19 protein-coding genes are annotated in these 22136 nt (G+C 71.8%); 12 read left to right on the top strand and 7 right to left on the bottom strand.

The window, feature by feature from the left end:
• Positions 1-167: 167 nt before the first annotated feature.
• The 3 genes from ACZ37P_RS15540 to ACZ37P_RS15530 all read left to right on the top strand — a co-directional run bounded on the left by ACZ37P_RS15540 (position 168) and on the right by ACZ37P_RS15530 (position 2933).
• Entirely contained in the window at positions 168-1286 is a 1119-nt protein-coding gene (locus ACZ37P_RS15540) for a glycosyltransferase family 2 protein (protein WP_355336882.1), read from the top strand.
• A complete protein-coding gene (locus tag ACZ37P_RS15535) occupies positions 1286-2653 on the top strand; it encodes an alpha-2,8-polysialyltransferase family protein (RefSeq protein ID WP_355336881.1) in 1368 nt (455 codons plus the stop codon). Before ACZ37P_RS15540 ends, ACZ37P_RS15535 begins: the two co-directional genes overlap by 1 nt.
• A 115-nt stretch (positions 2654-2768) precedes the next feature.
• Complete coding sequence (locus ACZ37P_RS15530) at positions 2769-2933, top strand: SCO1431 family membrane protein (RefSeq protein WP_355336880.1); 165 nt, start codon at positions 2769-2771, stop codon at positions 2931-2933.
• Positions 2934-2982: 49 nt separating this feature from the next.
• Here the strand turns inward: ACZ37P_RS15530 and ACZ37P_RS15525 are convergent, their stop codons facing one another.
• A complete protein-coding gene (locus ACZ37P_RS15525; RefSeq protein WP_355336879.1) occupies positions 2983-4563 on the bottom strand; it encodes an acyl-CoA mutase large subunit family protein in 1581 nt (526 codons plus the stop codon).
• A 235-nt stretch (positions 4564-4798) separates the two neighbouring features.
• Between ACZ37P_RS15525 and ACZ37P_RS15520 the strand changes: the two genes are divergently transcribed.
• Entirely contained in the window at positions 4799-5680 is an 882-nt protein-coding gene (locus tag ACZ37P_RS15520) for a L,D-transpeptidase family protein (protein WP_467346794.1), read from the top strand.
• A 272-nt stretch (positions 5681-5952) separates the two neighbouring features.
• Here the strand turns inward: ACZ37P_RS15520 and ACZ37P_RS15515 are convergent, their stop codons facing one another.
• Positions 5953-6573 carry an RNA polymerase sigma factor gene (locus ACZ37P_RS15515; protein WP_317452472.1) on the bottom strand — a complete coding sequence of 207 codons (621 nt, stop codon included), beginning with the start codon at positions 6571-6573 and terminating at the stop codon, positions 5953-5955.
• A gap of 184 nt (positions 6574-6757) precedes the next feature.
• Here ACZ37P_RS15515 and ACZ37P_RS15510 point away from each other — a divergent pair, with 184 nt between their 5' ends.
• The 6 genes from ACZ37P_RS15510 (at position 6758) to ACZ37P_RS15485 (ending at position 12016) form a co-directional block, all read left to right on the top strand.
• Positions 6758-7558 carry a DUF4253 domain-containing protein gene (locus ACZ37P_RS15510; RefSeq protein ID WP_355336876.1) on the top strand — a complete coding sequence of 267 codons (801 nt, stop codon included), beginning with the start codon at positions 6758-6760 and terminating at the stop codon, positions 7556-7558.
• A 242-nt stretch (positions 7559-7800) separates the two neighbouring features.
• Positions 7801-8484, top strand: a complete 684-nt coding sequence (locus ACZ37P_RS15505) for a 2-oxo-4-hydroxy-4-carboxy-5-ureidoimidazoline decarboxylase (protein ID WP_401309413.1) — start codon at positions 7801-7803, stop codon at positions 8482-8484.
• Positions 8485-8533: 49 nt separating this feature from the next.
• Positions 8534-8914, top strand: coding sequence for a succinate dehydrogenase, cytochrome b556 subunit (gene sdhC, locus ACZ37P_RS15500; RefSeq protein WP_188279402.1), 381 nt, complete (start codon positions 8534-8536; stop codon positions 8912-8914).
• A gap of 6 nt (positions 8915-8920) precedes the next feature.
• The gene (locus tag ACZ37P_RS15495; protein ID WP_355336874.1) at positions 8921-9403 is read left to right on the top strand and encodes a succinate dehydrogenase hydrophobic membrane anchor subunit; all 483 of its coding nucleotides are present in this window, start codon (positions 8921-8923) and stop codon (positions 9401-9403) included.
• Positions 9404-9488: 85 nt separating this feature from the next.
• Positions 9489-11243: a succinate dehydrogenase flavoprotein subunit gene (sdhA, locus tag ACZ37P_RS15490; RefSeq protein WP_391050500.1), complete on the top strand. Its 1755-nt coding sequence runs from the start codon at positions 9489-9491 to the stop codon at positions 11241-11243.
• Complete coding sequence (locus ACZ37P_RS15485) at positions 11243-12016, top strand: succinate dehydrogenase iron-sulfur subunit (RefSeq protein ID WP_355336872.1); 774 nt, start codon at positions 11243-11245, stop codon at positions 12014-12016. Before sdhA ends, ACZ37P_RS15485 begins: the two co-directional genes overlap by 1 nt.
• Positions 12017-12119: 103 nt before the next feature.
• Here the strand turns inward: ACZ37P_RS15485 and ACZ37P_RS15480 are convergent, their stop codons facing one another.
• Together ACZ37P_RS15480 and ACZ37P_RS15475 are read right to left on the bottom strand one after the other, a co-directional pair.
• Positions 12120-12962, bottom strand: coding sequence for a carboxymuconolactone decarboxylase family protein (locus ACZ37P_RS15480; RefSeq protein WP_391050498.1), 843 nt, complete (start codon positions 12960-12962; stop codon positions 12120-12122).
• Between the two features lie 51 nt (positions 12963-13013).
• Positions 13014-13535 carry a MarR family winged helix-turn-helix transcriptional regulator gene (locus ACZ37P_RS15475; protein ID WP_391163321.1) on the bottom strand — a complete coding sequence of 174 codons (522 nt, stop codon included), beginning with the start codon at positions 13533-13535 and terminating at the stop codon, positions 13014-13016.
• Between the two features lie 88 nt (positions 13536-13623).
• Between ACZ37P_RS15475 and ACZ37P_RS15470 the strand changes: the two genes are divergently transcribed.
• Positions 13624-14958, top strand: coding sequence for an MFS transporter (locus tag ACZ37P_RS15470; RefSeq protein WP_467346791.1), 1335 nt, complete (start codon positions 13624-13626; stop codon positions 14956-14958).
• Positions 14959-14993: 35 nt separating this feature from the next.
• Here the strand turns inward: ACZ37P_RS15470 and ACZ37P_RS15465 are convergent, their stop codons facing one another.
• The 3 genes from ACZ37P_RS15465 to ACZ37P_RS15455 all read right to left on the bottom strand — a co-directional run bounded on the left by ACZ37P_RS15465 (position 14994) and on the right by ACZ37P_RS15455 (position 19077).
• On the bottom strand, positions 14994-16640 hold the full coding sequence (locus tag ACZ37P_RS15465) for a COG1361 family protein (RefSeq protein ID WP_467346790.1): 1647 nt from the start codon (positions 16638-16640) through the stop codon (positions 14994-14996).
• Positions 16641-16738: 98 nt separating this feature from the next.
• Complete coding sequence (locus tag ACZ37P_RS15460; RefSeq protein WP_467346789.1) at positions 16739-18346, bottom strand: sensor histidine kinase; 1608 nt, start codon at positions 18344-18346, stop codon at positions 16739-16741.
• A complete protein-coding gene (locus ACZ37P_RS15455) occupies positions 18343-19077 on the bottom strand; it encodes a response regulator transcription factor (protein WP_355336867.1) in 735 nt (244 codons plus the stop codon). Before ACZ37P_RS15455 ends, ACZ37P_RS15460 begins: the two co-directional genes overlap by 4 nt.
• Before the next feature lie 252 nt (positions 19078-19329).
• Here ACZ37P_RS15455 and ACZ37P_RS15450 point away from each other — a divergent pair, with 252 nt between their 5' ends.
• Positions 19330-22008 carry an MMPL family transporter gene (locus ACZ37P_RS15450; RefSeq protein ID WP_467346787.1) on the top strand — a complete coding sequence of 893 codons (2679 nt, stop codon included), beginning with the start codon at positions 19330-19332 and terminating at the stop codon, positions 22006-22008.
• Positions 22009-22136: the final 128 nt, after the last annotated feature.

The raw sequence follows: 22136 nt of genomic DNA, 5'->3' as shown, positions 1-22136 counted from the left end.
TAAACATAGAGCCGCCACTTAGCCGTCTGCCGTGGATAGGCCAGGAGTTCTCCGACCGGCAGAAGAGCCCGTGCGGGGCCTGCTTCATCGCTCCGACATCTGCCGTTAACCCAGATGTACGCTCGACGCAAAGCAAAAGGACAGGCAAACGCCCTAAGGTACGGCGGGTGGTCAAGCTCACCGTTATCGTGCCCTTTTTCAATGTGCAGCAATTCGTGCCCGACGCGCTGCGCAGTCTCCGTGCCAATGCACGCTCGGATTTCGAGTTCCTGCTGATGGACGACGGGTCGACCGACCGGACTCCGGAGCTTCTGGAGCAGGGGGTCGGCTCGCTGCCCGGCGCACGGATCATCCGGCGTGACCACACCGGGGTGGCGAGCCTGCGCAACGCGGGCATCGACGCGGCCAGGGGGACGTATCTGACGTTCCTCGACGGCGACGACTGGATGGCCCCGGGCTATCTGCCGCAACTGGTGCGGGCGATGGAGGAGTTGGACGTCGACTTCATCCGCACCGACCATGTGCAGTGCACCGGCAGCACCCGCAACATCATCCGGGCGCCGTACGGCCGCCGCGGTCAGCGGCTCGACCCGCGCGCGACGATCCTGCCCGCCGACCGCCCGACGCTGGTCGACTACCCGTACTCCTGGGCGGGCGCCTACCACCGGCGGATCGTGGACGAGGGGCTGCTGCACTTCCCCGAGCACCTGCGCACCGCCGAGGACCGGCCGTGGATCTGGCGGCTGCACCGCGAGGCGAAGTCCTGCGCGGTGCTCGGCCTGCTGGGCGTCTACTACCGGCGCGGCGTGGCCAGTTCGCTCACCCAGATCGGTGACATCCGGCAGCTCGACTTCGTCCGCTCCTTCGACCAGGTCATCGCGGAGATCACCGCGGACCGGGACGCGGAGCTGTTCCTGCCCAAGGCGGTCCGCACCTACTGCGCGATCATCGCCCACCACCTCGACAACATCGACCGCTTCGAGCCCGTGCTGGCCCGCAAGCTCAAGGCGATCAGCGCCGCCGCGCTGAACCGGCTGCCGCACGACGTGCTCACCGACGCGCTGGACTCGATGGACCTGGAGCGCAGTGTGAAGATCCGCCGCCTGCGCTGGCGGGTGCCGGTAAGGACCGACGGCCTGGACGCCGATCCTTACCCGGAGCTGTCGCCCGCCGCACGGCGCACCGCGGCCTCCGCCTCCCCGGCCGCCGGAGCGGGGGCGGGCGCCGCGAAGCCCGAGGACGACGACGATCCGGACGCCACGGACAACGGATCGGCGGTCGCGTGATGGCACGTACCACTCAGCTCTTCATGGCCTCCACGCTGTACGGCGCCGCCACGCTGGCCGCCGGCCTGGACTCCGGGTCGTTCCCGCCCGCCGACCGCCGCATCCTGGTGGTCAGCAACAACGCGTCGGTGCCCGAGACCAATCCGGGGCTCGACCAGGCACCCGGCTTCGAGGTGCTGCGCGACCGCTTCGACCGCATCGTGTCGTGGAACGAGACGATCACCCCGCTGCACCCGGGCGGCTGGGTCCCGCGCCCGGACGACGTGCCGCTGTGGGAGCGGCATCTGCGGATGCTGTGGAGCCTGGGCGACGACGCGGTGGAGCTGATCGTCGAATCCCTCCAGGTCGCGCCCGCGCTCTCCTTCGTGCAGGTCTTCACCGGCGCCCCGATCAGCGTGTACGCGGACGGCCTGATGTCGTACGGCCCGACCCGCAACAAGCTGGGGCTGCTGGTCGACACCCGGATCGACCGGCTCTACCACCTGGACCTGGTGCCGGGGCTGCGTCCGCTGCTGCTCTCCGAGCACGGCGTGGAGCCGCAGGTGGTGCCGACCGAGGGCTTCACCAAGGTGCTCTCCGAGGTCGCGGAGGGCTCCGCCGACCTCGCCGAGGAGCATCTGGCGGACGTGCCGGAGGGCGCGGCGCTGCTGCTGGGCCAGTACCTGTCGGCGCTCGGCATCCTCTCCGTGGCCGAGGAGGAGGAGCTGCACCTGTCGATGGTGCGCGGCGCCGCCGCCCTCGGGCACCGCGCGATCGTCTTCAAGCCGCACCCCACGGCCCCCGCGCACTGGACGGAGCCGCTGCGCGCGGAGGCCGAGCGGCTGGGCGCGAGGCTGACGGTGCTCAACACGCCGGTGCTGGCCGAGGTGGTCTACCAGCGGGCCCGTCCCGCGCTGGTCGTCGGCTGCTTCTCCACCGCGCTGCTGACCGCGTCGGCGCTGTACGGCATCCCGGTGGCCCGTACCGGCACCAAGCTGCTGCTGGAGCGCCTGTCGCCGTACCAGAACAGCAACCGGGTGCCCGTGACGATCGTGCACGCGCTGCTGCCGGACCTGGCGGACGCCTCGGCCGTACGGTCCTGGTCGTCGCCGTCGCCCGAGCGGGTGGCGGCGGAGCTGACGCCGCTGCTGCACGCGGTGGGCTTCTGCATGCAGCCGAAGGCGTACCCGAAGCTGCGGGCCGGGGCGGAGGCGTATCTGACGGGTCATCTGAGCGCGGCGACCTGGCCGTACTTCAAGCGGCGGCGGCTGACCTCGCTCGGGCTGCCGGGCGCGGTACCGGCCCGGCTGGCGTTCGTGCCGCGCAATCGGACGGTCCGCAGGGTGGCCCGCAGGGCGCGCGCCCTGAAGAAGGCCACCATGGGGTGACATCCCTCACGATCGCCGCCGGTGGGGCATTCGCCCCTTTACCGGCGGCGTCGGACGGCGCATCGTGGAGGACTTCCGGGGGCCGCACCGGCCTGAGGGGCCGTACACCCACACGATGAGGACCGACACCGTGAGCGACTTCGCCGCACCCCGCCCGCACACCGAGCCCGGCACCGGCACGGGCGGGCCCAAGGACCGCAAGCACCTCATGGAGCAGGTGCTGGGCTGGACGCTCACCGTGCTGGTGGCGATGCTGATCACGCAGATCCACCTGCTCTGACGGCGCTCCCGGGGGCCCGCGTGACGGTGTCAACAGGCCCGGGCGCGGATCAGAAGGCGTCCGTGGGGACGTACGTGCCCCAGATCTCCCGCAGCGCGTTGCAGACCTCCCCGACGGTGGCGCGGGCCCGCAGCGCCTCCTTCATCGGGTAGAGGACGTTGTCGGTGCCCTGCGCGGCCTTCTGCAGGGCCGCCAGCGCCGCGTCCACGGCGTCCTGGTCGCGGCCCGCGCGCAGGGCCGCCAGCCGGGCGGCCTGCTGGGCCTCGATGGCCGGGTCGACGCGCAGCGGCTCGTACGGCTCCTCCTCGTCGAGCTGGTAGCGGTTCACGCCGACCACCACGCGCTCGCCGGAGTCCGTCTGGAGCGCGATCCGGTACGCGCTGCGCTCGATCTCCGACTTCTGGAAGCCGTTCTCGATCGCCGCGACCGCGCCGCCGAGGTCCTCGACCTTCGCCATCAGCGCCAGCGCGGCGGCCTCGACGTCGTCGGTCAGCTTCTCCACCACGTACGACCCGGCGAAGGGGTCGACGGTCGCGGTCACGTCCGTCTCGTACGCCAGCACCTGCTGGGTGCGCAGCGCGAGCCGGGCGGACTTGTCGGTGGGCAGCGCGATGGCCTCGTCGAAGGAGTTGGTGTGCAGCGACTGCGTGCCGCCCAGCACCGCCGCCAGGCCCTGGACGGCCACCCGTACGAGATTGACCTCGGGCTGCTGCGCGGTGAGCTGCACACCGGCGGTCTGGGTGTGGAAGCGCAGCATCAGCGACTTCGGGTTCTTCGCCCCGAACTCCTCGCGCATCACCCGCGCCCAGATGCGCCGCGCGGCCCGGAATTTCGCGACCTCTTCCAGGATCGTGGTGCGGGCGACGAAGAAGAACGACAGGCGGGGCGCGAAATCGTCCACGTCCATCCCGGCGGCGACGGCGGTGCGCACGTACTCGATGCCGTCGGCGAGGGTGAACGCGATCTCCTGCGCGGGCGAGGCACCGGCCTCCGCCATGTGATAGCCGGAGATCGAGATGGTGTTCCACTTCGGGATCTCGGTCCTGCAGTATCCGAAGATGTCCGCGATCAGCCGCAGGGACGGCTTGGGCGGGAAGATGTACGTGCCCCGCGCGATGTACTCCTTCAGCACGTCGTTCTGCACCGTGCCGGTCAGCGCGGACGCCTCGATGCCCTGTTCCTCGGCGACGAGCTGGTACATCAGCAGCAGGAGCGCGGCGGGCGCGTTGATCGTCATCGACGTCGACACGCGGTCCAGCGGGATGCCGTCGAAGAGGACCTTCATGTCCTCGACCGAGTCGATCGCCACACCGACCTTGCCGACCTCACCGTGCGCGATCACCGCGTCGGAGTCGTGGCCCATCTGGGTGGGCAGGTCGAAGGCGACCGACAGGCCCATCGTGCCGTTGGCGATCAGGCCCTTGTAGCGGGTGTTGGACTCCGCCGCCGTGCCGAAGCCCGCGTACTGCCGCATCGTCCAGGGACGGCCGGTGTACATCGACGGGTACACACCGCGGGTGAACGGGAACGCGCCCGGCTCCCCCAGCTCGGCCGCGGGATCCCAGCCCTCCAACACACCCGGCCCGTAAACGGGCTCGATCGGCAGTCCCGACTCCGACTCGCGTGTCATCTTCACGCCTCCGTGTGCTGCTGAATGGCTGTGTGGCTGGCGTAACGGACTGTAGCGGCGGCCCTGCGTGCGGTGCACCGCGGCGGCCTGGGACCTTCCTCACAGTCTTCCCCGCGGTTCGCGCAACCGCACGGCCGGGAATCGATGTCTAGGGAAGAACAGGAAGTACGAGCGGGGGGACGCAGGGGATGAGGACGATGACGGGGACGGGCAGCAGATCGCCGCTGGCGGTGGGGTGGCCGCGGCGGTCGTGACGGCGGCGCTCTCGACGGCCGTGCTGGCGGGCTGCGGACCGCAGGACACCGGGGCCTCGGGCAAGGACAGGCCGCCGGCCACCTCGGCGGCGCCGTCACCGACCGCGACGACCGCGCAGCCGTCGTCGGAGCCGCCGGCCACCACCGCGCCCCCGACGACATCGGCCGCGCCCACCACGACCGCACCGGCCTCGCCGACGGCTCCGGCCACGACCGCGCCGCCCGTCGTCCCCGCCGTGATCGCCACCGGCTCGACCAGCGCCAAGGTCCGCGAACTCCAGGCCAGGCTCGCCCAGCTCCACCTCTTCAGCCAGTCCCCCACCGGCTACTACGGCACCGTCACCCAGCACTCGGTGAGCGACTTCCAGGAGCGGCACGGCCTGGCCATCACCGGCCGCGTCACCCAGGACACCTGGACGAAGCTGCGCTCGCTGACCCACGCCCCGACCCACAAGGAGCTGTACCCGGTCGCGCCGCCCAAGCCCGCGGGCAAGCTCGACCCGCGCTGCATGACCGGCCGCGCCATGTGTGTGAGCAAGACCACCCGCACGCTGTCGTGGGTGGTCGACGGCAAGGTCAGGGCCACCATGGACGTCCGCTTCGGGTCGCAGTACACCCCGACGCGCGAGGGGCTCTTCCACGTCACCTTCAAGAGCCGCGACCACGTCTCGACGCTCTACAACACGGCGATGCCGTACGCGATGTTCTTCAGCGGCGGCCAGGCCGTGCACTACTCCTCGGACTTCGCGGCCCGCGGCTACGCGGGCGCCTCGCACGGCTGTGTGAACGTACGGGACAAGGCGGCGGTCTCCGCGCTGTTCGACCAGGTCAAGGTGGGTGACAAGGTCGTCGTCTACTGGTGACGCGGGCGGCGCCGGTCCTTGTGGTGACGGGCGCGGCCGGGCAGGGGGAATGCGCCCGGCCGCGCCCTTTGCACGGACCCCGATACGGGGAGAACCGGGGTCCGCAGGACCGATGACCAGTCGGTCCACTTCCTACAGCGCACCGGCACGCGGAAGTGTCACCTGGCCGCACCCGCCCCGGCCGTCCCATGATTCGTCGGAGGGGTCGGCGGCCGGGGCCGCGGGCCCCGGAAGCGCCCCGCGCGGCGCCGTACCGAGCCCCGCGGGTCGCGTCACAGGGCCTTGGAGGTCGAGAAGGTCACACCGACGTGGTCGGCGTCGGCGCGCGGGTCGTCGTCGTGTTCGAGGAGTTCGGCCAGGCGGCGCAGGCCGCGGTGGGTGGCCATCCGGACGGACCCGGCGCGCTTGCCGAGGACGCGGGCGGCGCTGGTGGAGTCCAGGCCCATGACGACGCGGAGCAGGACGGCCTCGGCCTGCTCGCGCGGCAGGGCGGCTATCGCGGCCAGGGCGCGGTCGGTGGCGACGGCGTCCAGCGCCTCGCCCGCGGTGTCGGCCCGGTCGGGGAGCTGGACGAGTTCGTCGACCCCCGCGCCGGAGACGGGCCGCCGGGCGCGGGCACGGATGTGGTCGAGCGCGCGGTTGCGGGCTATGCGCGCCGCCCAGCCGCGCACCGAGTCGCCCGCGCCGCGGAAGTTGGGGAGGTCGCGGGCGATCTGCAACCAGGTCTCGGAGGCGACGTCCTCGGCGTCCACCGGTCCGACCAGGCTGCGGACGTATTGCAGCAACTGCGGTTGCACAGCGCGGTACACGACGCGGAACGCGGCTTCGTCCCCGCGCTGCGCCCCGGCTACCGCGGTCTCCAGGTCCACCTCTGGCCCCACCCCCTCGAACACTCGCCCCATCCTGCCTCATGTGGGAGCGCTGACACTTTTGAACCATGGGAGCGGTGACACTTTTGAACGGGGATACGCCGTACAAGACGGCGGCCGGGGACGCTCCTGTGGGGGGAGGCGGCCCCCGGCCGTCGTCAACTTCCCCACGCAGTCCCCTCATGAACGGTCGTTGAGGAGTCCTCCGATGTCATTGGACCGCCTCCTCGACGGGCTCCCGGGCGGACTGCCGCCGGGACGGCTGGTCCCCGGCTCCGCGCCGGGACTGTGGCTGAGCGACGAACCCGTGGTCGCACCGGGCCGGTTGTGGGCCCGCTACCAGGCGCAGCAGGAGGAGACCGGCTGGCGGCCGGTGCTGATGGCGTGGCCGTGCGCGAACGGCTTCGGGCACCGCGCGGCCGAGATCGACGCGGTGGACGCGGAGGCGTCGCTGCGCGAGTCGTGGGGGACGTACCAGGAGGCGCGGTCGCTGCTTCCGCCGCACCCGGCGATCGACGAGGTGTGGCCGGACGACGCGGCGGCGCTGCTGGCGGCCGATCCGGGGCCGCCGTTCACCGCCTTTCCCGGGCTCGCCGCCGCCTCGCCGCCGCATCCCGGCCCTTCGCCCGACGCGGTGGCGCGCGCGGCCGTCGGGCAGATGCTGCACTACTTCACGACCCGTTTCATCGCGCACATCGCGCTGGTCCGCGCCGAACGCAGCGCCGACATCCCGGCGCTGGCGGGCTGGGAGACCGAGGCGCCCGCGCTGGAGCTGTCGGCGCTGCTGCGTACGTGGGAGGACCGGTTCGGGGCGCGGGTGATCGGCTTCGAGGGCTCGTCGGTCTTCGTGTCGGTGGCCTCGCCGCCGCTGGCCTCCGCGCACGCCGGGCACGTCGCGCTCGAACACGTGCTGACCGGGGCGTCGAATCTGAACGACGGGACGTTTCCGTTCCCCGACTACGCCGAGGCGCTGCGCGGGGAGCGGCTGTGGTCGTTCTGGTGGGACTGAGCGGCGCCGGGCCGGGGCGGGCCGACGGGGGGCGCGTCAACGGGGCTCACGTCAACGGAGGTCGCGTCAGCGGGAGCGTGTCAACGGGGGGCGCGTCAACGGAGGGCGCGCCGCCTCACGTACGAGTGAAGTTCAAGGTCCCGTCGGACATGTTCGAACCGGCTGCCCCTAAAGTGGGAGCACTCCCCCTGCCGTACCTTCCCGAGCCGAAGCCGTACCGAATCCGCACCTGTCGTACCGCCGTGCCGATTCCGTACCCCCGGTCCACCCGATCCAGGAGCCCAGCGCTGTCCAGCGACACCCCGCCCGAGGGGCTGTATCTGCTCAACCGGGCCCCCTCCCTGGTCGCGGAGGCGGCGCTGCGCACCTGCTGCGGCAGCCACCGCTGGGCCCGCCGGGTGGCCGCGCACCGGCCGTATCCGACGGTCGAGGCGCTGCTCGCCGCGGCCGACGAGGCGGCGTACGACCTGACGTCGGGCGATCTCGCCGAGGCGCTGGCGGGCGAGGCCACCACCGCGCTGCCCGACCGCGGCGGCCTGACCGTGCACACCGCGCTGCGGGCCGCGAACGCGGCGTACGAGGCGAAGTTCGGCCACGCCTTCGTGATCGCGCTGACCGACCTGGACGACCCCGGCGACCCGGCCGCCGCCCTCGACCTGACGCTGGCGAGCCTGCGCCAGCGCCTGGGGCACGACGAGGACGAGGAGTCGGTGGCGACGGCCGAGCAGCTGCGCCGGATCTGCCGCGCGCGGCTGCTGCGACTCGCGGACACCGGTGGGCATCTGGCCGAGTCCGGCCCGCGAAAGACCCCCGCCGGTTCACCCGACCGTGCGGGATCGATCACACCTGGCCTACCCCGCGGTCCGGAGCCGACATCGCGTCGCTACGATGGCCGGGGCCGGTGGACCGTACCCGGCCGGGCGTGACCGACACCGAAGCCGGCACCCCTCGCCCCGCTCCCGGAGGGTTTTTTCCGTGCCGGCTGGAACGCTGTACCGCGGCCGGGAAGGCATGTGGTCCTGGGTGGCTCATCGAGTCACCGGTGTCCTCATCTTCTTCTTCCTGTTCGTCCATGTCCTCGACACCGCCCTCGTGCGGGTCTCCCCCGAGGATTACGACAAGGTCGTCGCGACCTACAAGACCCCCATCGTCAGCCTGCTGGAGTACGGCCTCGTGGCCGCGATCCTCTTCCACGCGCTGAACGGCCTGCGGATCATCGCGGTCGACTACTGGACCAAGGGCCCGCGTTACCAGAAGCAGATGCTGTGGACGGTGCTCGGCCTGTGGGCTCTCCTGATGGTCGGCGCGATCTACCCCGTCCTCGGCCACGCCGCACGAGTCCTGTTCGGGAGCTGACCGCACATGTCCACCGAAATCACTCCCGCGGACGCGGTCGAGCTGACCGGCTCCAGCGTCACGTACAGCCCGGACAACCCGGCCCCGGTCATCGAGCCGCCGCGCGCCCGCACCAAGCGGACCCCGCGCAGCTCCCGCACCAACTTCGAGCTGTACGGCTGGCTGTTCATGCGGCTGTCCGGTGTGGTGCTGGTCGTCCTGGTCCTCGGCCACCTGCTGATCCAGCTCGTGCTCGACGGCGGTGTCACCAAGGTCGGCTTCGCGTTCGTCGCGGGCCGCTGGGCCTCGCCGTTCTGGCAGGGCTGGGACCTGGTGATGCTCTGGCTGGCCATGCTGCACGGCGGCAACGGCCTGCGGACCGTCATCAACGACTACGCCGAGCGGCCGAACACCCGCATCTGGCTGAAGACGCTGCTGTTCACCGCGACGGCGTTCACCATCGTGCTCGGTTCGCTGGTGATCTTCACCTTCGACCCGAACATCCGCTAACGCGGCCGACACGGCCATCACCGCCAAGCCGCGAAGCCGCTGACGCCAAGCGCTGAGCCAGGGCTGGAACAGGGAAGCGACCCCCATGCAGATCCACAAGTACGACACCGTCATCGTCGGCGCGGGCGGCGCCGGCATGCGCGCGGCCATCGAGGCCACCAAGCGCAGCCGCACCGCCGTTCTGACCAAGCTGTACCCGACCCGCTCCCACACCGGCGCCGCCCAGGGCGGCATGGCCGCCGCCCTCGCGAACGTCGAGGAGGACAACTGGGAGTGGCACACCTTCGACACGATCAAGGGCGGTGACTACCTGGTCGACCAGGACGCCGCCGAGATCCTGGCGAAGGAGGCCATCGACGCGGTCCTCGATCTGGAGAAGATGGGCCTGCCGTTCAACCGGACGCCCGAGGGCCGGATCGACCAGCGCCGCTTCGGCGGCCACACCCGCAACCACGGCGAGGCCGCGGTGCGCCGCGCCTGCTACGCCGCGGACCGCACCGGCCACATGATCCTCCAGACGCTGTACCAGAACTGCGTCAAGGAGGGCGTGGAGTTCTTCAACGAGTTCTACGTCCTGGACCAGCTCCTGGTCGAGGTCGACGGCGTCAAGCGCTCCGCGGGCGTGGTCGCGTACGAACTGGCCACCGGCGAGATCCACGTCTTCCAGGCGAAGGCCGTGATCTACGCGTCGGGCGGCACCGGCAAGTTCTTCAAGGTGACGTCGAACGCGCACACCCTGACCGGTGACGGCCAGGCCGCGGTGTACCGGCGCGGGCTGCCGCTGGAGGACATGGAGTTCTTCCAGTTCCACCCGACGGGCATCTGGCGGATGGGCATCCTGCTGACGGAGGGCGCCCGCGGTGAGGGCGGCATCCTCCGCAACAAGGACGGCGAGCGCTTCATGGAGAAGTACGCGCCGGTCATGAAGGACCTCGCCTCGCGTGACGTCGTCTCCCGCGCGATCTACACCGAGATCCGTGAGGGCCGCGGCTGCGGTCCCGAGGGCGACCACGTCTACCTCGACCTCACGCACCTGCCGCCGGAGCAGCTCGACGCGAAGCTGCCGGACATCACCGAGTTCGCGCGGACGTACCTGGGCATCGAGCCGTACACCGACCCGATCCCGATCCAGCCGACCGCGCACTACGCGATGGGCGGTATCCCGACCAACGTGCAGGGCGAGGTGCTGAGCGACAACAGCACCGTCGTGCCGGGCCTCTACGCGGCCGGTGAGGTCGCGTGCGTGTCGGTGCACGGCGCGAACCGGCTGGGCACCAACTCGCTGCTGGACATCAACGTCTTCGGCCGCCGTTCCGGCATCGCCGCCGCCGAGTACGCGCACGCGCACGACTACGTGCCGCTGCCCGACGACCCGGCGTCGCTGGTCGAGGCGCAGGTGGAGCGGCTGCGCGCGTCCACCGGCACCGAGCGGGTCTCGGTGATCCGCACGGAGTTGCAGGAGTGCATGGACGCCAACGTGATGGTGTTCCGCACCGAGCAGACCATCAAGACGGCCGTCGAGAAGATCGGCGAGCTGCGCGAGCGCTATCTGAACGTGGCGATCCAGGACAAGGGCAAGCGGTTCAACACCGACCTGCTGGAGGCCGTCGAGCTGGGCAATCTGCTCGACCTGGCCGAGGTCATGGCGGTCTCCGCGCTCGCCCGCAAGGAGTCGCGCGGCGGTCACTACCGCGAGGACTACCCGAACCGCGACGACGTCAACTTCATGCGGCACACGATGGCTTACCGCGAGGTGGACGCGACCGGCGTCGAGTCGATCCGCCTCGACTACAAGCCGGTCGTGCAGACCCGCTACCAGCCGATGGAGCGTAAGTACTGATGAGCACCCCGACGCTCGACAAGCACTCGGCGGCCCTCGACGCCGCCGAGGTGACCGACGCACACCTGATCACGATCACGCTGCGGATCCGCCGGTTCAACCCGGAGGTCGCGGCGGACGCGGAGTGGGTCGACTACCAGTTGGCCATCGACCCGAAGGAGCGCGTCCTGGACGCGCTGCACAAGGTCAAGTGGGAGATCGACGGCTCGCTGACCTTCCGCCGCTCGTGCGCGCACGGCATCTGCGGGTCCGACGCCATGCGGATCAACGGCAAGAACCGGCTGGCGTGCAAGACGCTGATCAAGGACATCAACCCGGACAAGCCGATCACGGTCGAGGCGATCAAGGGCCTGACCGTGCTGAAGGACCTCGTGGTCGACATGGACCCGTTCTTCCAGGCGTACCGCGATGTGATGCCCTTCCTGATCACCAAGGGCAACGAGCCGACGCGTGAGCGCCTTCAGTCCGCCGAGGACCGTGAGCGCTTCGACGACACCACCAAGTGCATCCTGTGCGCCGCGTGCACGTCGTCCTGCCCGGTCTTCTGGAACGACGGCCAGTACTTCGGCCCGGCGGCCATCGTCAACGCGCACCGTTTCATCTTCGACTCCCGCGACGAGGCGGGTGAGCAGCGCCTGGAGATCCTGAACGACAAGGACGGCGTCTGGCGCTGCCGCACCACCTTCAACTGCACCGACGCGTGCCCGCGCGGCATCGAGGTGACGAAGGCGATCCAGGAGGTCAAGCGCGCCCTGATCACCCGCCGCTTCTGACCCCTGCGTCCCCAAGGGCCCGCCCCGACCGGCCACCACCGGCCACGGGCGGGCCCTTTCGCGTGCCCGTACGCGGGTCCCTTCGCGGTCCCCTTCGCGCGCGCTAGCCCGCGGTCCCGGCCGCGTCGTGCTCGGTGAAGATCTCGCGGGCTGCCGTGACGCCGTTGAGGGCGGCGGGGAAACCGGCGTAGCCGGCCATTTGGGTGAGCGTTTCGACGACTTCGGTGCGGGTGCCGCCGAGGCGCAGGAAGGCGCGGATGTGGATGCGGAGTTGGGGGGCGGCGGTGCCGAGGGCGGTGCAGATGGCGATGGTGAGGAGTTCGCGGGTGACGAGGTCGAGGCCGGTGCGGCAGTAGATGTCGCCGAAGACGTGCTCGACGATGTAGCGGCCGAGGTCGGGGGCGATGTCGTCGAGGGTGGCCACGACGCGGACGCCGTCGGGGCCGTCGACGGTGCGCAGCGCGTCCAGGCCGCGTTCGTAACGGCCGCCGTCGACCGGTTCCTTGACGACCGGGTCGTCGTCGGCCGGGTGGTCCGCGAAGACCTCGCGGGCGGCGCCGAGGGCGTTGAGCGCGGCGGGGAAACCGGCGTAGACGGTGGTGTGGATGAAGGTCTCGACGATCTCGCGCCGGGTGCAGCCGACGTTGAGCGCCCCGGCGATGTGGAAGCGGAGCTGCGGGGCGGCGTTGCCGAGGGCGGCGAGCGCGGCGACGGTGGCGAGCTGCCGCTGCCGCGGGGTGAGGCCGGGGCGTGACCATATGTCGCCGTAGCCGAACTCGATGGTCATCCGGGCCAGGTCGGGGGCGATCTCCGCGACCGAGTCGAGCAGGGCCGGGCGCTCGTCGCCGGTGACCGTGCGGAGGGCGGCCAGGCCGCGCGCGTACCGGTCGTCGGCGGGAGCGGATTCGGCGCGGTCGGTGGGGTCGGAGCCGTCTGCGGGGGTCATGACGACGACGCTAGGGGTTGGAGTCGACTCCAGCGCAAGTCCCACGCCAGCTCAGCCCGTGGAGTCGCGTCCGCCGTCCCCGTTCCCCTCGGCCGCCAGCATCACCCGCCGCAGCAGGTCGGAGAGCGTGCGCCGTTCTGCCGGGGTCAGCACGCCCAGCAGCCGGCGCTCCTCCTGGCCCTGGAACTCCAGCGCCCCGAGCCACGCCTGCCGCCCCGCCTCGGTGAGTTCGACGTCGACCCGGCGGCGGTCGGCGGCCGACGGCGTACGGCGTACGTACCCGCGCCGCTCCAGGCCGTCGAGGCGGCCGGTGATGGAGGCGGGGGCCATCTTGAGGTCGGCGGCGAGTTCGGAGGGAACGGTACGGCCGCCGCGCCCGGCGAGCGTGTGCAGCGTCTCGTACTCGTGCTTGTGCAGGCCGTGGTCGACGAGCGAGCGCTGTTTGACCCTGCGGATGTGGTCGGTGAACAGCATGGCGCGAGTGGCGGCGCCCTCGACGTCGGGGTCGAGGTCGGGCAGTACGGGCTGCCAGCGGGCGACGTGGCCGTCGGTCCAGTCGTGCGGGGTGGGCATGGGCCGATCCTATGCCTACCCACCGGAGATACGTCGGTGCCGAAATATTCGTTGACGAAATGTTCGACGCCGAAATACCTTGTTCGCCGTGACCACCCCGCCCCCGCACGAAGACCGGCACGACGGCCTCCGCGACGACCGGCACGACGCCTCCCGCGACGGCTCCCGCCAGGACCCCGTCGCCCCGCCCCCCAAGCCCAGACACCCGCTCCGGCACCGCTCGTTCCGCCTGCTCTTCTTCGGCCGGACGCTCTCCGCCCTCGGCGACGCCGTCGTCCCGGCCGCGCTCGCCATCGCCATCAGCCGCGCGACCGGCTCGGCGTCCGCGCTCGCGGTCGTGCTGGGCTGCGCGATGGTGCCGCGCCTCCTGCTGCTGCCGGTCGGCGGCGTGATCGCCGACCGGTTCGACGCGCGCAAGGTCGCGCTCACCACCGACCTCGTCCGCTGCGCCGCGCAGATCTTCGTCGGCCTCGAACTCGTCGGCGGCGACCCGAGCATCCTGGTCCTCGCGGTCGCCGAGACCGTCGGCGGGGCCGCCTCCGCCTTCGCCATCCCGACCTCCGCGCCGCTGGTCGCGGGCACCGTCGAGGAGGACGGCCTGCTCCGCGCCAACTCCCTGATGGCGTCCGCCGCGAGCGCGACCCGGCTCGGCGGCCCCGCGCTCGCCGGACTGCTGATCTTCACCGCGGGGCCCGGCTGGGCGTTCCTGCTGGACGCCGCGTCCTTCGCGGCGAGTGCGGCGCTGCTCACCCTCGTCCGGGTGCGCCGCACCCCCATCCCGCGCCGCTCGATGCGCGCCGACCTCGTCCAGGGCTGGACCGAGGTCCGCGCCCGCGACTGGTACTGGACCAGCCTGATCGCCCACGCGGTGTGGAACGGGGCCGCCGCCGTCCTGGCCACCCTCGGCCCGCTGATCGCGCACCACCGGCGCGGCGGCGACGGCATGTGGGTGCTGATGCTCGAAGCGGGCTCCGTCGGCCTGCTGACCGGCTCGCTGCTCGCCTCCCGCGCCCGGCTGCGCCGCCCCGTGCTCACCGGCAATCTGGCCCTGACCAGCTACGCGCTGCCGCTGGTCCTGCTCGCCGCCGACGCCCCCGCCGTGCCCTTGATCGTCTCCTACGGCCTCGCGCTCGGCGCGCTCGGCTTCTTCAACCCGGTCTGGGAGTCCTACGTGTTCAGCTCGGTGCCCGCCGGGGTGCTGGCCCGCGTGACCTCGTACGACTGGCTGCTCTCGCTCGCCGCGATGCCGGTCGGATACGCGCTCGCGCCGCTCGCCTGCGACGCCTTCGGACCCGCCGTGCCGCTGTACGTGGCGGCGGCGCTGGTCGCCGCCCTGTGCCTGGGGACGGCGGCCGTCCCCGGTGTGCGGCACGCGACGACGGTGACCGACGCCCCCAGCAAGCGGGCACCGGTCACCGTCTGATCACCCCGTGGGGGGAGCTGTCGGGAACCCGCGGACTACGCGGTACGGCGGCGGTTGCGCGCGGTGAACAGCACCGCGCCGCCGAACGCGACGGCGCCGACCGCGATCCCGCCGATCAGCCGGGTCGCGCCCGCGCCGGTGGCGGGCAGCGAGGCGTTGCCCGCGCCGCCGGACACCGCGCCGGAGGACCCGGCCGATCCGGTGGTCCCGTTGGAGCCGGAAGAGCCGGAAGAACCGGCGGTGGCCGAGGCGTTCGAGGCCGACGTCTTGACCACGAGCGCGACCGTGTTGTTCGCAGCGTTGTGGTCGAAGGGCAGCTCGATCCGGTTCGGCCCGGTCGTCAGCAGCGCCGCCTCGCCCTGGTGCACGCCGGTGGACGTGACGCGCAGGGTGAGCGGGAAGTCGTACGACTTCCCGCTGTAGAGGGTGACCGGGTGCTCGACGTCGGACTCCGTGTCCGACGCGCAGCGCAGGTACCGCTTCGCGGTGTCGCGCGGCGCGCACGTCACGGGCCACTCCACGAGTGCGGTGCCGTCGGGCACGCGGACGTCGAAGCGGGTGACCGGCGTGAAGTACTCGAGCGGGTCGATCGAGGCGGGTCCGTGGTTGTCCACGTGCACGGTGAGCGTGACCTGCGCGCCGTTCGCACCGGTGACCTCGGGCGCGGAGATCCCGAAGTCCGCGGTGTTGGTGACCGTGAAGTCCGCGCCGCCGTACGAGGTGTCGTTACGGCCGTCCGCCCCCGGGGTCCCGCCGGGAACCGGCACCAGGTGCAGGGCGGGCCCGGTGCCCGGCTCGCCCGCGGGGTGCGCGGTGGCCTCCTTCGGGGTGAACGCCGTGACGTCCACGCTCTCCGCGTAGGCGTCCGCGTTCGCCTTCATCGAGACGGTGTCGCGCACGCCGTAGCTGGCGCCGGCGGCGAGCGGCTGGTCGATGGCGCAGCGCGCCACCGTACGGTCCACGCCCTGCCGCGGGTCGCGGGAGGTGTCGTACACGCAGTTGGAGAAGCGCTCGACCGGGGTGAGGCCGTGCGACCACCGCAGCTCCAGTTGGACCGAGGCGACGTCGGCGTTGCCCTCGTTGGTGACGGTGACCGGCACGTCGCCGTTCGCTCCGGGGGCGAGGGTCGTGGCCGCCGCCCGGCCGACGACGAGGGACGGGCCGTCGGCCAGCGTCACCGTCGGCTTGAAGGTCTGCGTCTTGCCGTTGGTGTTGCGGTGGCTGACGCTGAACGACCCCTTGGCCCCGGCGGCCACGCCCGGCAGCGGCCGGATCTTCACCGCGACGTCGGGCAGGTCGAGCTGCCCGACCGGCGCGCCGGACACGGTGCAGACGGCGTCGGCGCCGGTCACCGTACAGCCCTGCGGCCAGACGACCTCGGCGACGTTCTTCATGCCCGCCGCGGAGAAGGTCAGTCGCTGGGCGGGCACGGCCACGTTCGGGTCGTGGTGGAACATCGTGACCGCCATCGAGCGGGTGACCGGTTCCGCCCCGGCCGCCGTGGGCGCGAAGGTCACGTCGTAGGCGCGCAGGCCCAGGTCGATCGAATCGGCCGGCGCGGTGTCCGCCGGCGGCCCGTCGGCTCCGAAGGCCACGGCTCCGCCGCCGAGCGTCAACACCCCGGCCGCCCCAAGGGCCAGCGCCGCCGGGCGCAGCCGTCCGGTGAATGCGCGACCTCGCATGGTGTCTCCCCGTCACTTCGAGTGGTGGTTCGTTGTGGGGAGTTGGACGGCCGATGTCGCACAGGGGTTGTACGGGTTTCCGTTTGTTATAGATTTGGTCAAGTAGCGGCGGGGACAGTGGACTTCGCACCGGTTACCACCGCCTCCTGGCCCCTCGCCGCGTCCGCCGCCGGGTCCTCGCCGACCGCCGTCCCCGCGCCCACCGTCGGCAGCGTCACGCAGACCGTGAGGCCGCGGCCGGGCGCCGTCTCCAACGCGACCGTGCCGTGGTGCGCCTGGACGACGGCCTGCACGATGGCCATGCCGAGGCCCGCGCCGCCGCTGTCGCGGGCGCGTCCTGCGTCGGCGCGGAAGAACCGGTCGAAGACGCGGGCCGCGTCCCGCTCGCTCATACCGGGACCCGAATCGGTGATCCGCAAGAGCAGTTTCTCGCCACGCGCGGCGACTTCGACGCTGGCCGGGGAGCGGGCCGGGGTGTGCACCCGCACATTGCTCAGCAGATTGCCCACGACCTGCCGCAACGCGGCCTCGTCGCCGAGGACTTCGGGCAGCGGTCCGCCGTCGGCCCGGCAGTCGGGCACCATCAGCGTCAGCGGCCGTTCCGGCTGCTGCGCGGCCAGGTCGGCGGCGGCGTCGCGGACCAGCCGGGACAGGTCGACGGCGCCGTGCGGCAGCGCGGGCCGGTCGTCGAGCCTGGCCAGCGCGAGGAGTTCGTCGACCAGGCGGCTCATCCGCAGCGCCTCGGAGCTGACCCGGCTCAGCGCCCGCTCCTTCTCGTCGGCGTCGAGCATGCCCTTCTCGTAGAGCTGGAGGTAGCCGCGCACCGACGCCAGCGGGGTGCGCAGCTCGTGCGAGGCGTCGGCCAGAAATCGACGCAACTGTGTGGTGGCGCGCTCGCTTTCGGTCACGGCGGTCTCGATCTGCTGGAGCATCGCGTTGAGCGCGCCGCTGAGCTGTTCGACCTCGCTGGAGCCGTGCCGCGCGGTGCCGATCCGCCGCCCGAGGTCGCCCCCGGCGATGGCGGACGCGGTCTCCACCATGTCCTCCAGCGGGCTCAGCCGCCGCCTGGCCGCGGTCAGCGAGCCGGTGGCGAGCAGCGCGAGCAGCACCACGCCGACGACCGATTCGACGATCAGCAGATTGCCGATCGCGTGCTTGACGCCGCTGAGCCGTATGCCCTTGACCACGATGGTGCCGTCGGAGAGCCGGATCGCGACCACCCGGTACTCCATCGAGCCGGTCTTCACGGTCTTCGCGCCGCCGCTGCGGACCAGCCCCGCCGGGTCGGGGATCGCCTCGGCGAGCCGCCGCTGCTCGGAGCTGACCGGAATGGTGCCGTCCTGGCAGACGGCGGCAGGCTCGCCGCGCCGGTCGAGCATGACGAACAGATCCTGCTGGAACGCCACCGCGATCGCCGAACTCCCCTGCCCGCCGCCCCCGTTCTGCTCGCCCTGCCCGCTCTGTAGGAGGTCGGCGAGCTGGCAGAGCCGCCGCACCATGTCCGCGTCGATCGAGGTCTTGGCGAGCGAGGACTGCGAGCCCTTCAGCGAGTCGTCGATCTCGCCGACCAGCACCATGTACGTGGCGGCGATGCTCGCGCAGGCCGCGAGCAGCAGGCCGACCGCGAGGAAGGTCACGTTGGCGATCGTGAAGCGCCCGCGCAGCGAGTGCGGGCGGGGCCACAGGCCGCACTTGTTCACCTTCACACCGCTCCCCCGGCCGCGGCGGCGCCCGGTTCCGCCGCGCGCAGCCCGTATCCGATCCCCCGCCGGGTCTCGATCAGCGGCGGCCCGAGCCGGTCGAGCTTGCGCCGCAGATACGAGATGTACGTCTCGACGACCGTGGACGAGACGGCCGTGTCGTACTGCCAGACGTGCTGGAGCAGTTGCTCCTTGGTGACGATCCGCCCGGCGTTGCGCAGCAGGTGCCGCAGCAGGTTGTACTCGGTGGGCGTCAGCTCGACGGGCTGCCCGCACCTGCGGACGGTGTACGTGGCCTCGTCCATCTCCAGGTCGCCGTGGCGCAGGACGCGCCCGTCGGCTCCCTCGCGGCGCCGGGTGCGGCGCAGCACCGCGTGCACGCGGGCCACCACCTCGTCGACGCCGAACGGCTTGGTGATGTAGTCGTCGCCGCCGAGCGCGAGCCCGGCGACCACGTCGCGCGGGGCGTCCCGCGCGGTGACGAAGATGACGGCGAGGTCGTCGGCGTCGGTCTCGGCGGCGCGTTCCTGGCGCAGCGCGCGGCAGACCTCCCAGCCGCTGCCGTCCGGCAGCATCACGTCGAGCAGTACGAGGTCGGGCCGGTGTTCGCGCGCGGCGGCCAGCGCCTCGCGCCCGGTCGCGGCACTGTGCACCGTGAAGCCGTTGTATTTCAGGGTGATGCGCAGGATGTCCGCGATCCCCGGTTCGTCCTCCACGATGAGCACGGTGGCGTCCATGCCCACCAGTATCCGCACTCCCCCCGGGGCCCCGTCCCGGCCGGAACTTTGGAGTTCCTTGAGAGAAGCGGGATCGGCTTGGCGGTCGGCGCGACAGCCACGGAGGCTGAAGAGGCTCGTTGGTCAGTCCGCGGGTCCGTCGGTGAGTGCGCGGTCCCGTTGGTCAACTCGTCGGTCGTGGAACGCTCGTTGATGGGGGATGTGGTCGTGGCCGTTGTGGCTCGATGGTGTTTTCGGCACAAATGGCTGGTGATGTCGTTCTGGCTGGCGGCGCTGCTGTGCGTCGGCGCGGTGGGCAACGCGCTCGGCAGCGGCTACTCCAACGCGTTCTCGCTCAAGGGCACCGAGTCCACCAAGGTCCTGGACCTGATGGACCAGGTGGTGCCCGAGCGGTCCGGCGAGGCCGACACGGTGGTGTGGCACGTCGACTCCGGTACGGTGCGCGACGCTTCGGTACGGGCGCGGCTCGACCCGGCGCTGGCGGACATCGCCCGGCAGAAGGACGTCGGGCAGGTCGTCAGCCCGTACGACCCGGCGGGCGCGGCGCAGATCAGCAAGGACGGCCGTACGGCGTACGCGACGGTGACGTACACCAAGCTCGGCGGTGACCTCTCCGACGACCAGGCGCAGAAGCTGATCGACACCGCGCACCACGCGGCGGCCAAGGGCCTGAGGGTCGAGGTCGGCGGCAACAAGCCCGCGCAGGCGGAGCAGCCGCTGCCGGGCCTCGCCGAGGGCGTCGGCATCGCGGCGGCGGCCGTGGTGCTGTTCCTGGCGCTGGGCTCGCTGTTCGGGATGCTGCTGCCGATCGTGACGGCGCTGTTCGGCATCGGCATCTCGTCGTCGGCGATCATCATCCTCAGCCACGGCATGGACGTGGCGGACTTCTCGCCGCAGCTCGCGACGCTGGTGGGTCTGGGCGTCGGCATCGACTACGCGCTGTTCATCGTGACCAGGCACCGCAAGGGAATCCTGCGCGGGAAGAGCCCCGAGGACGCGGCGGTCACCGCGCTCAACACCTCGGGCCGCGCCGTGCTGTTCGCGGGCGGCACGGTCTGCATCGCGCTGCTGGGCATGTTCACGCTGCGGCTGACCTTCCTCGACGGTGTGGCCGTCGCGGCGGCGCTGACCGTCGTCATCACGGTCGCCGCCGCGATGACGCTGCTGCCCGCGCTGCTCGGCCTGCTGGGCATGCGGGTGCTCAGCCGCAGGCAGCGCCGCGCGCTGGCGGCCGAGGGACCGCAGCCGGAGGTCGCGACGGGCGCGGCGGCGCGCTGGTCGTCGTTCCTCCAGCGGCACCCGCGGGTGCTCGCGGTGGCGGCGGTGGCCGTGATGGCCACCTTGGCGATCCCGGCGCTCGGCCTGCGCCTGGGCTCCTCCGACCAGGGCAACAACCCGACGACGACCACCACCCGCAAGGCGTACGACATGCTCGCGGACGGCTTCGGCCCCGGTTTCAACGGGCCGTTGACGATCCTCGCCGAGGTGCCGACCGGCGCGGACAGGACCGCGCTGAACGGCCTGGTCACGACGTTGAAGGACACCGACGGCATCGCGTACGCCGCCGCCCTGCCGATGAAGCCGGGCGACAAGGTGGCGTTCATCCAGGCGGTGCCGACCACCTCGCCGCAGGACAAGGCGACCTCCGACCTGATCGACCACCTGCGCGACGACGTCGTCCCGACCGCCGAGCGGGGCAGCACGATGCGGGCGTACGTCGGCGGCCAGACCGCGATCTTCGAGGACTTCGCGACGGTCCTGTTCAACAAGCTGCCGCTGTTCATCGGCGTGATCATCGTGCTGGGCTTCCTGCTCCTGCTGGTCGCCTTCCGCAGCCTGGTGGTGCCGCTGACGGCCGCCGCGATGAACCTGATCGCGGCGGCGGCCTCCTTCGGGGTGCTGGTGGCCTGCTTCCAGTGGGGCTGGGGCGGTTCGCTGGCCGGGCGCGAGGGGCCGATCGACGCCTTCCTGCCGGTCATCATGCTCTCGCTGCTCTTCGGCCTGTCGATGGACTACCAGGTCTTCCTGGTCAGCCGGATGCACGAGGAGTGGGTGCACACCAAGGACAACGCGCGGGCGGTACGGGTCGGGCTCGCCGAGACCAGCCGGGTGATCAACTCGGCGGCGGTCATCATGATCTGCGTCTTCGGCGCCTTCGTGCTCAGCGGCGAGCGGGTGCTGGCGATGTTCGGCATCGGCCTGGCGGGCGCGGTCGCGCTGGACGCGTTCATCCTGCGGACGGTGCTGGTGCCGTCGCTGATGCACATGTTCGGCACCTCCAACTGGTGGCTGCCCGCGTGGCTGGACAAGCGGCTGCCGCACCTGGCGGTGGAGCCGGCCGAGGACGACGGCCCCGCGGCAGGCGCGCCGACGGGCACGCTGATGGCCGCCGGGGCCGGTACGGACATCGTCTCCGGGCCCGCCGTACGCGGCCGGGTCACGGGCGCCGCCGGGCTGCCGGTGCCGCGCTCGGAGCTGACGCTGATCGCGGCGGACGGCCGCCAGGTGGGCCGCGCGGCGGCGGACGACAAGGGCGCCTTCGCTCTGCCGACACCGCGCGCGGGCTCGTACGTCCTGGTCGCCAACGCGCCGGGACACCACCCGCAGACGGCGAGCGTGCTGGCCTCCGACCGCCCGGTGGAGTGTGATCTGCGCCTCACGGGGACGGGTGCGCTGACCGGTACGGTGCGGCGCGCGGACGGCCAGCCGGTCGAGGACGCGCGGGTCGTGCTGCACGACGCGGACGGCCACGAGGTGGCGGAGACGCGGACCGGCAAGGACGGCTCGTACGCCTTCGGCAATCTCTACCCCGGCCGGTACACGCTGCTGACCATGGGCTATCCGCCCTTCCCCGCCACCGTCCGGGTCCCGGACGACGGCGGCGAGGGGGACGGTGACGTCGATCTGGAGCTGAGTTATTCGCAGGACTGACCGCGGCCGGGCGCCGCCGCTCCCCCGGCGGCGCCCGTCGTCAGGGCCCGGTTCCGAACCTTCGGAGCCGGGCCCTTCCGTATGCCCGGAGCACCGGCCTTGAACATGTTCAAAACCGGGTCTAGAGT

This window comes from Streptomyces sp. NPDC024632, assembly GCF_055559175.1.
Note: the sequence above shows the minus strand (reverse complement) of the source record. Positions and strands in the feature narration are given on the sequence as shown.

Bases quoted from the DNA above. Each gene is read 5' to 3' on its own strand.
- ACZ37P_RS15510 (WP_355336876.1), top strand. From the start codon at position 6,758: ATGTCATTGGACCGCCTCCTCGACGGGCTCCCGGGCGGACTGCCGCCG.
- ACZ37P_RS15480 (WP_391050498.1), bottom strand. From the start codon at position 12,962: ATGACCCCCGCAGACGGCTCCGACCCCACCGACCGCGCCGAATCCGCT.
- ACZ37P_RS15450 (WP_467346787.1), top strand. From the start codon at position 19,330: ATGTCGTTCTGGCTGGCGGCGCTGCTGTGCGTCGGCGCGGTGGGCAAC.
- ACZ37P_RS15530 (WP_355336880.1), top strand. From the start codon at position 2,769: ATGAGGACCGACACCGTGAGCGACTTCGCCGCACCCCGCCCGCACACC.
- ACZ37P_RS15495 (WP_355336874.1), top strand. From the start codon at position 8,921: ATGTCCACCGAAATCACTCCCGCGGACGCGGTCGAGCTGACCGGCTCC.
- ACZ37P_RS15465 (WP_467346790.1), bottom strand. From the start codon at position 16,640: ATGCGAGGTCGCGCATTCACCGGACGGCTGCGCCCGGCGGCGCTGGCC.
- ACZ37P_RS15475 (WP_391163321.1), bottom strand. From the start codon at position 13,535: ATGCCCACCCCGCACGACTGGACCGACGGCCACGTCGCCCGCTGGCAG.
- sdhA (WP_391050500.1), top strand. From the start codon at position 9,489: ATGCAGATCCACAAGTACGACACCGTCATCGTCGGCGCGGGCGGCGCC.
- ACZ37P_RS15455 (WP_355336867.1), bottom strand. From the start codon at position 19,077: ATGGACGCCACCGTGCTCATCGTGGAGGACGAACCGGGGATCGCGGAC.
- ACZ37P_RS15485 (WP_355336872.1), top strand. From the start codon at position 11,243: ATGAGCACCCCGACGCTCGACAAGCACTCGGCGGCCCTCGACGCCGCC.
- ACZ37P_RS15535 (WP_355336881.1), top strand. From the start codon at position 1,286: ATGGCACGTACCACTCAGCTCTTCATGGCCTCCACGCTGTACGGCGCC.
- ACZ37P_RS15525 (WP_355336879.1), bottom strand. From the start codon at position 4,563: ATGACACGCGAGTCGGAGTCGGGACTGCCGATCGAGCCCGTTTACGGG.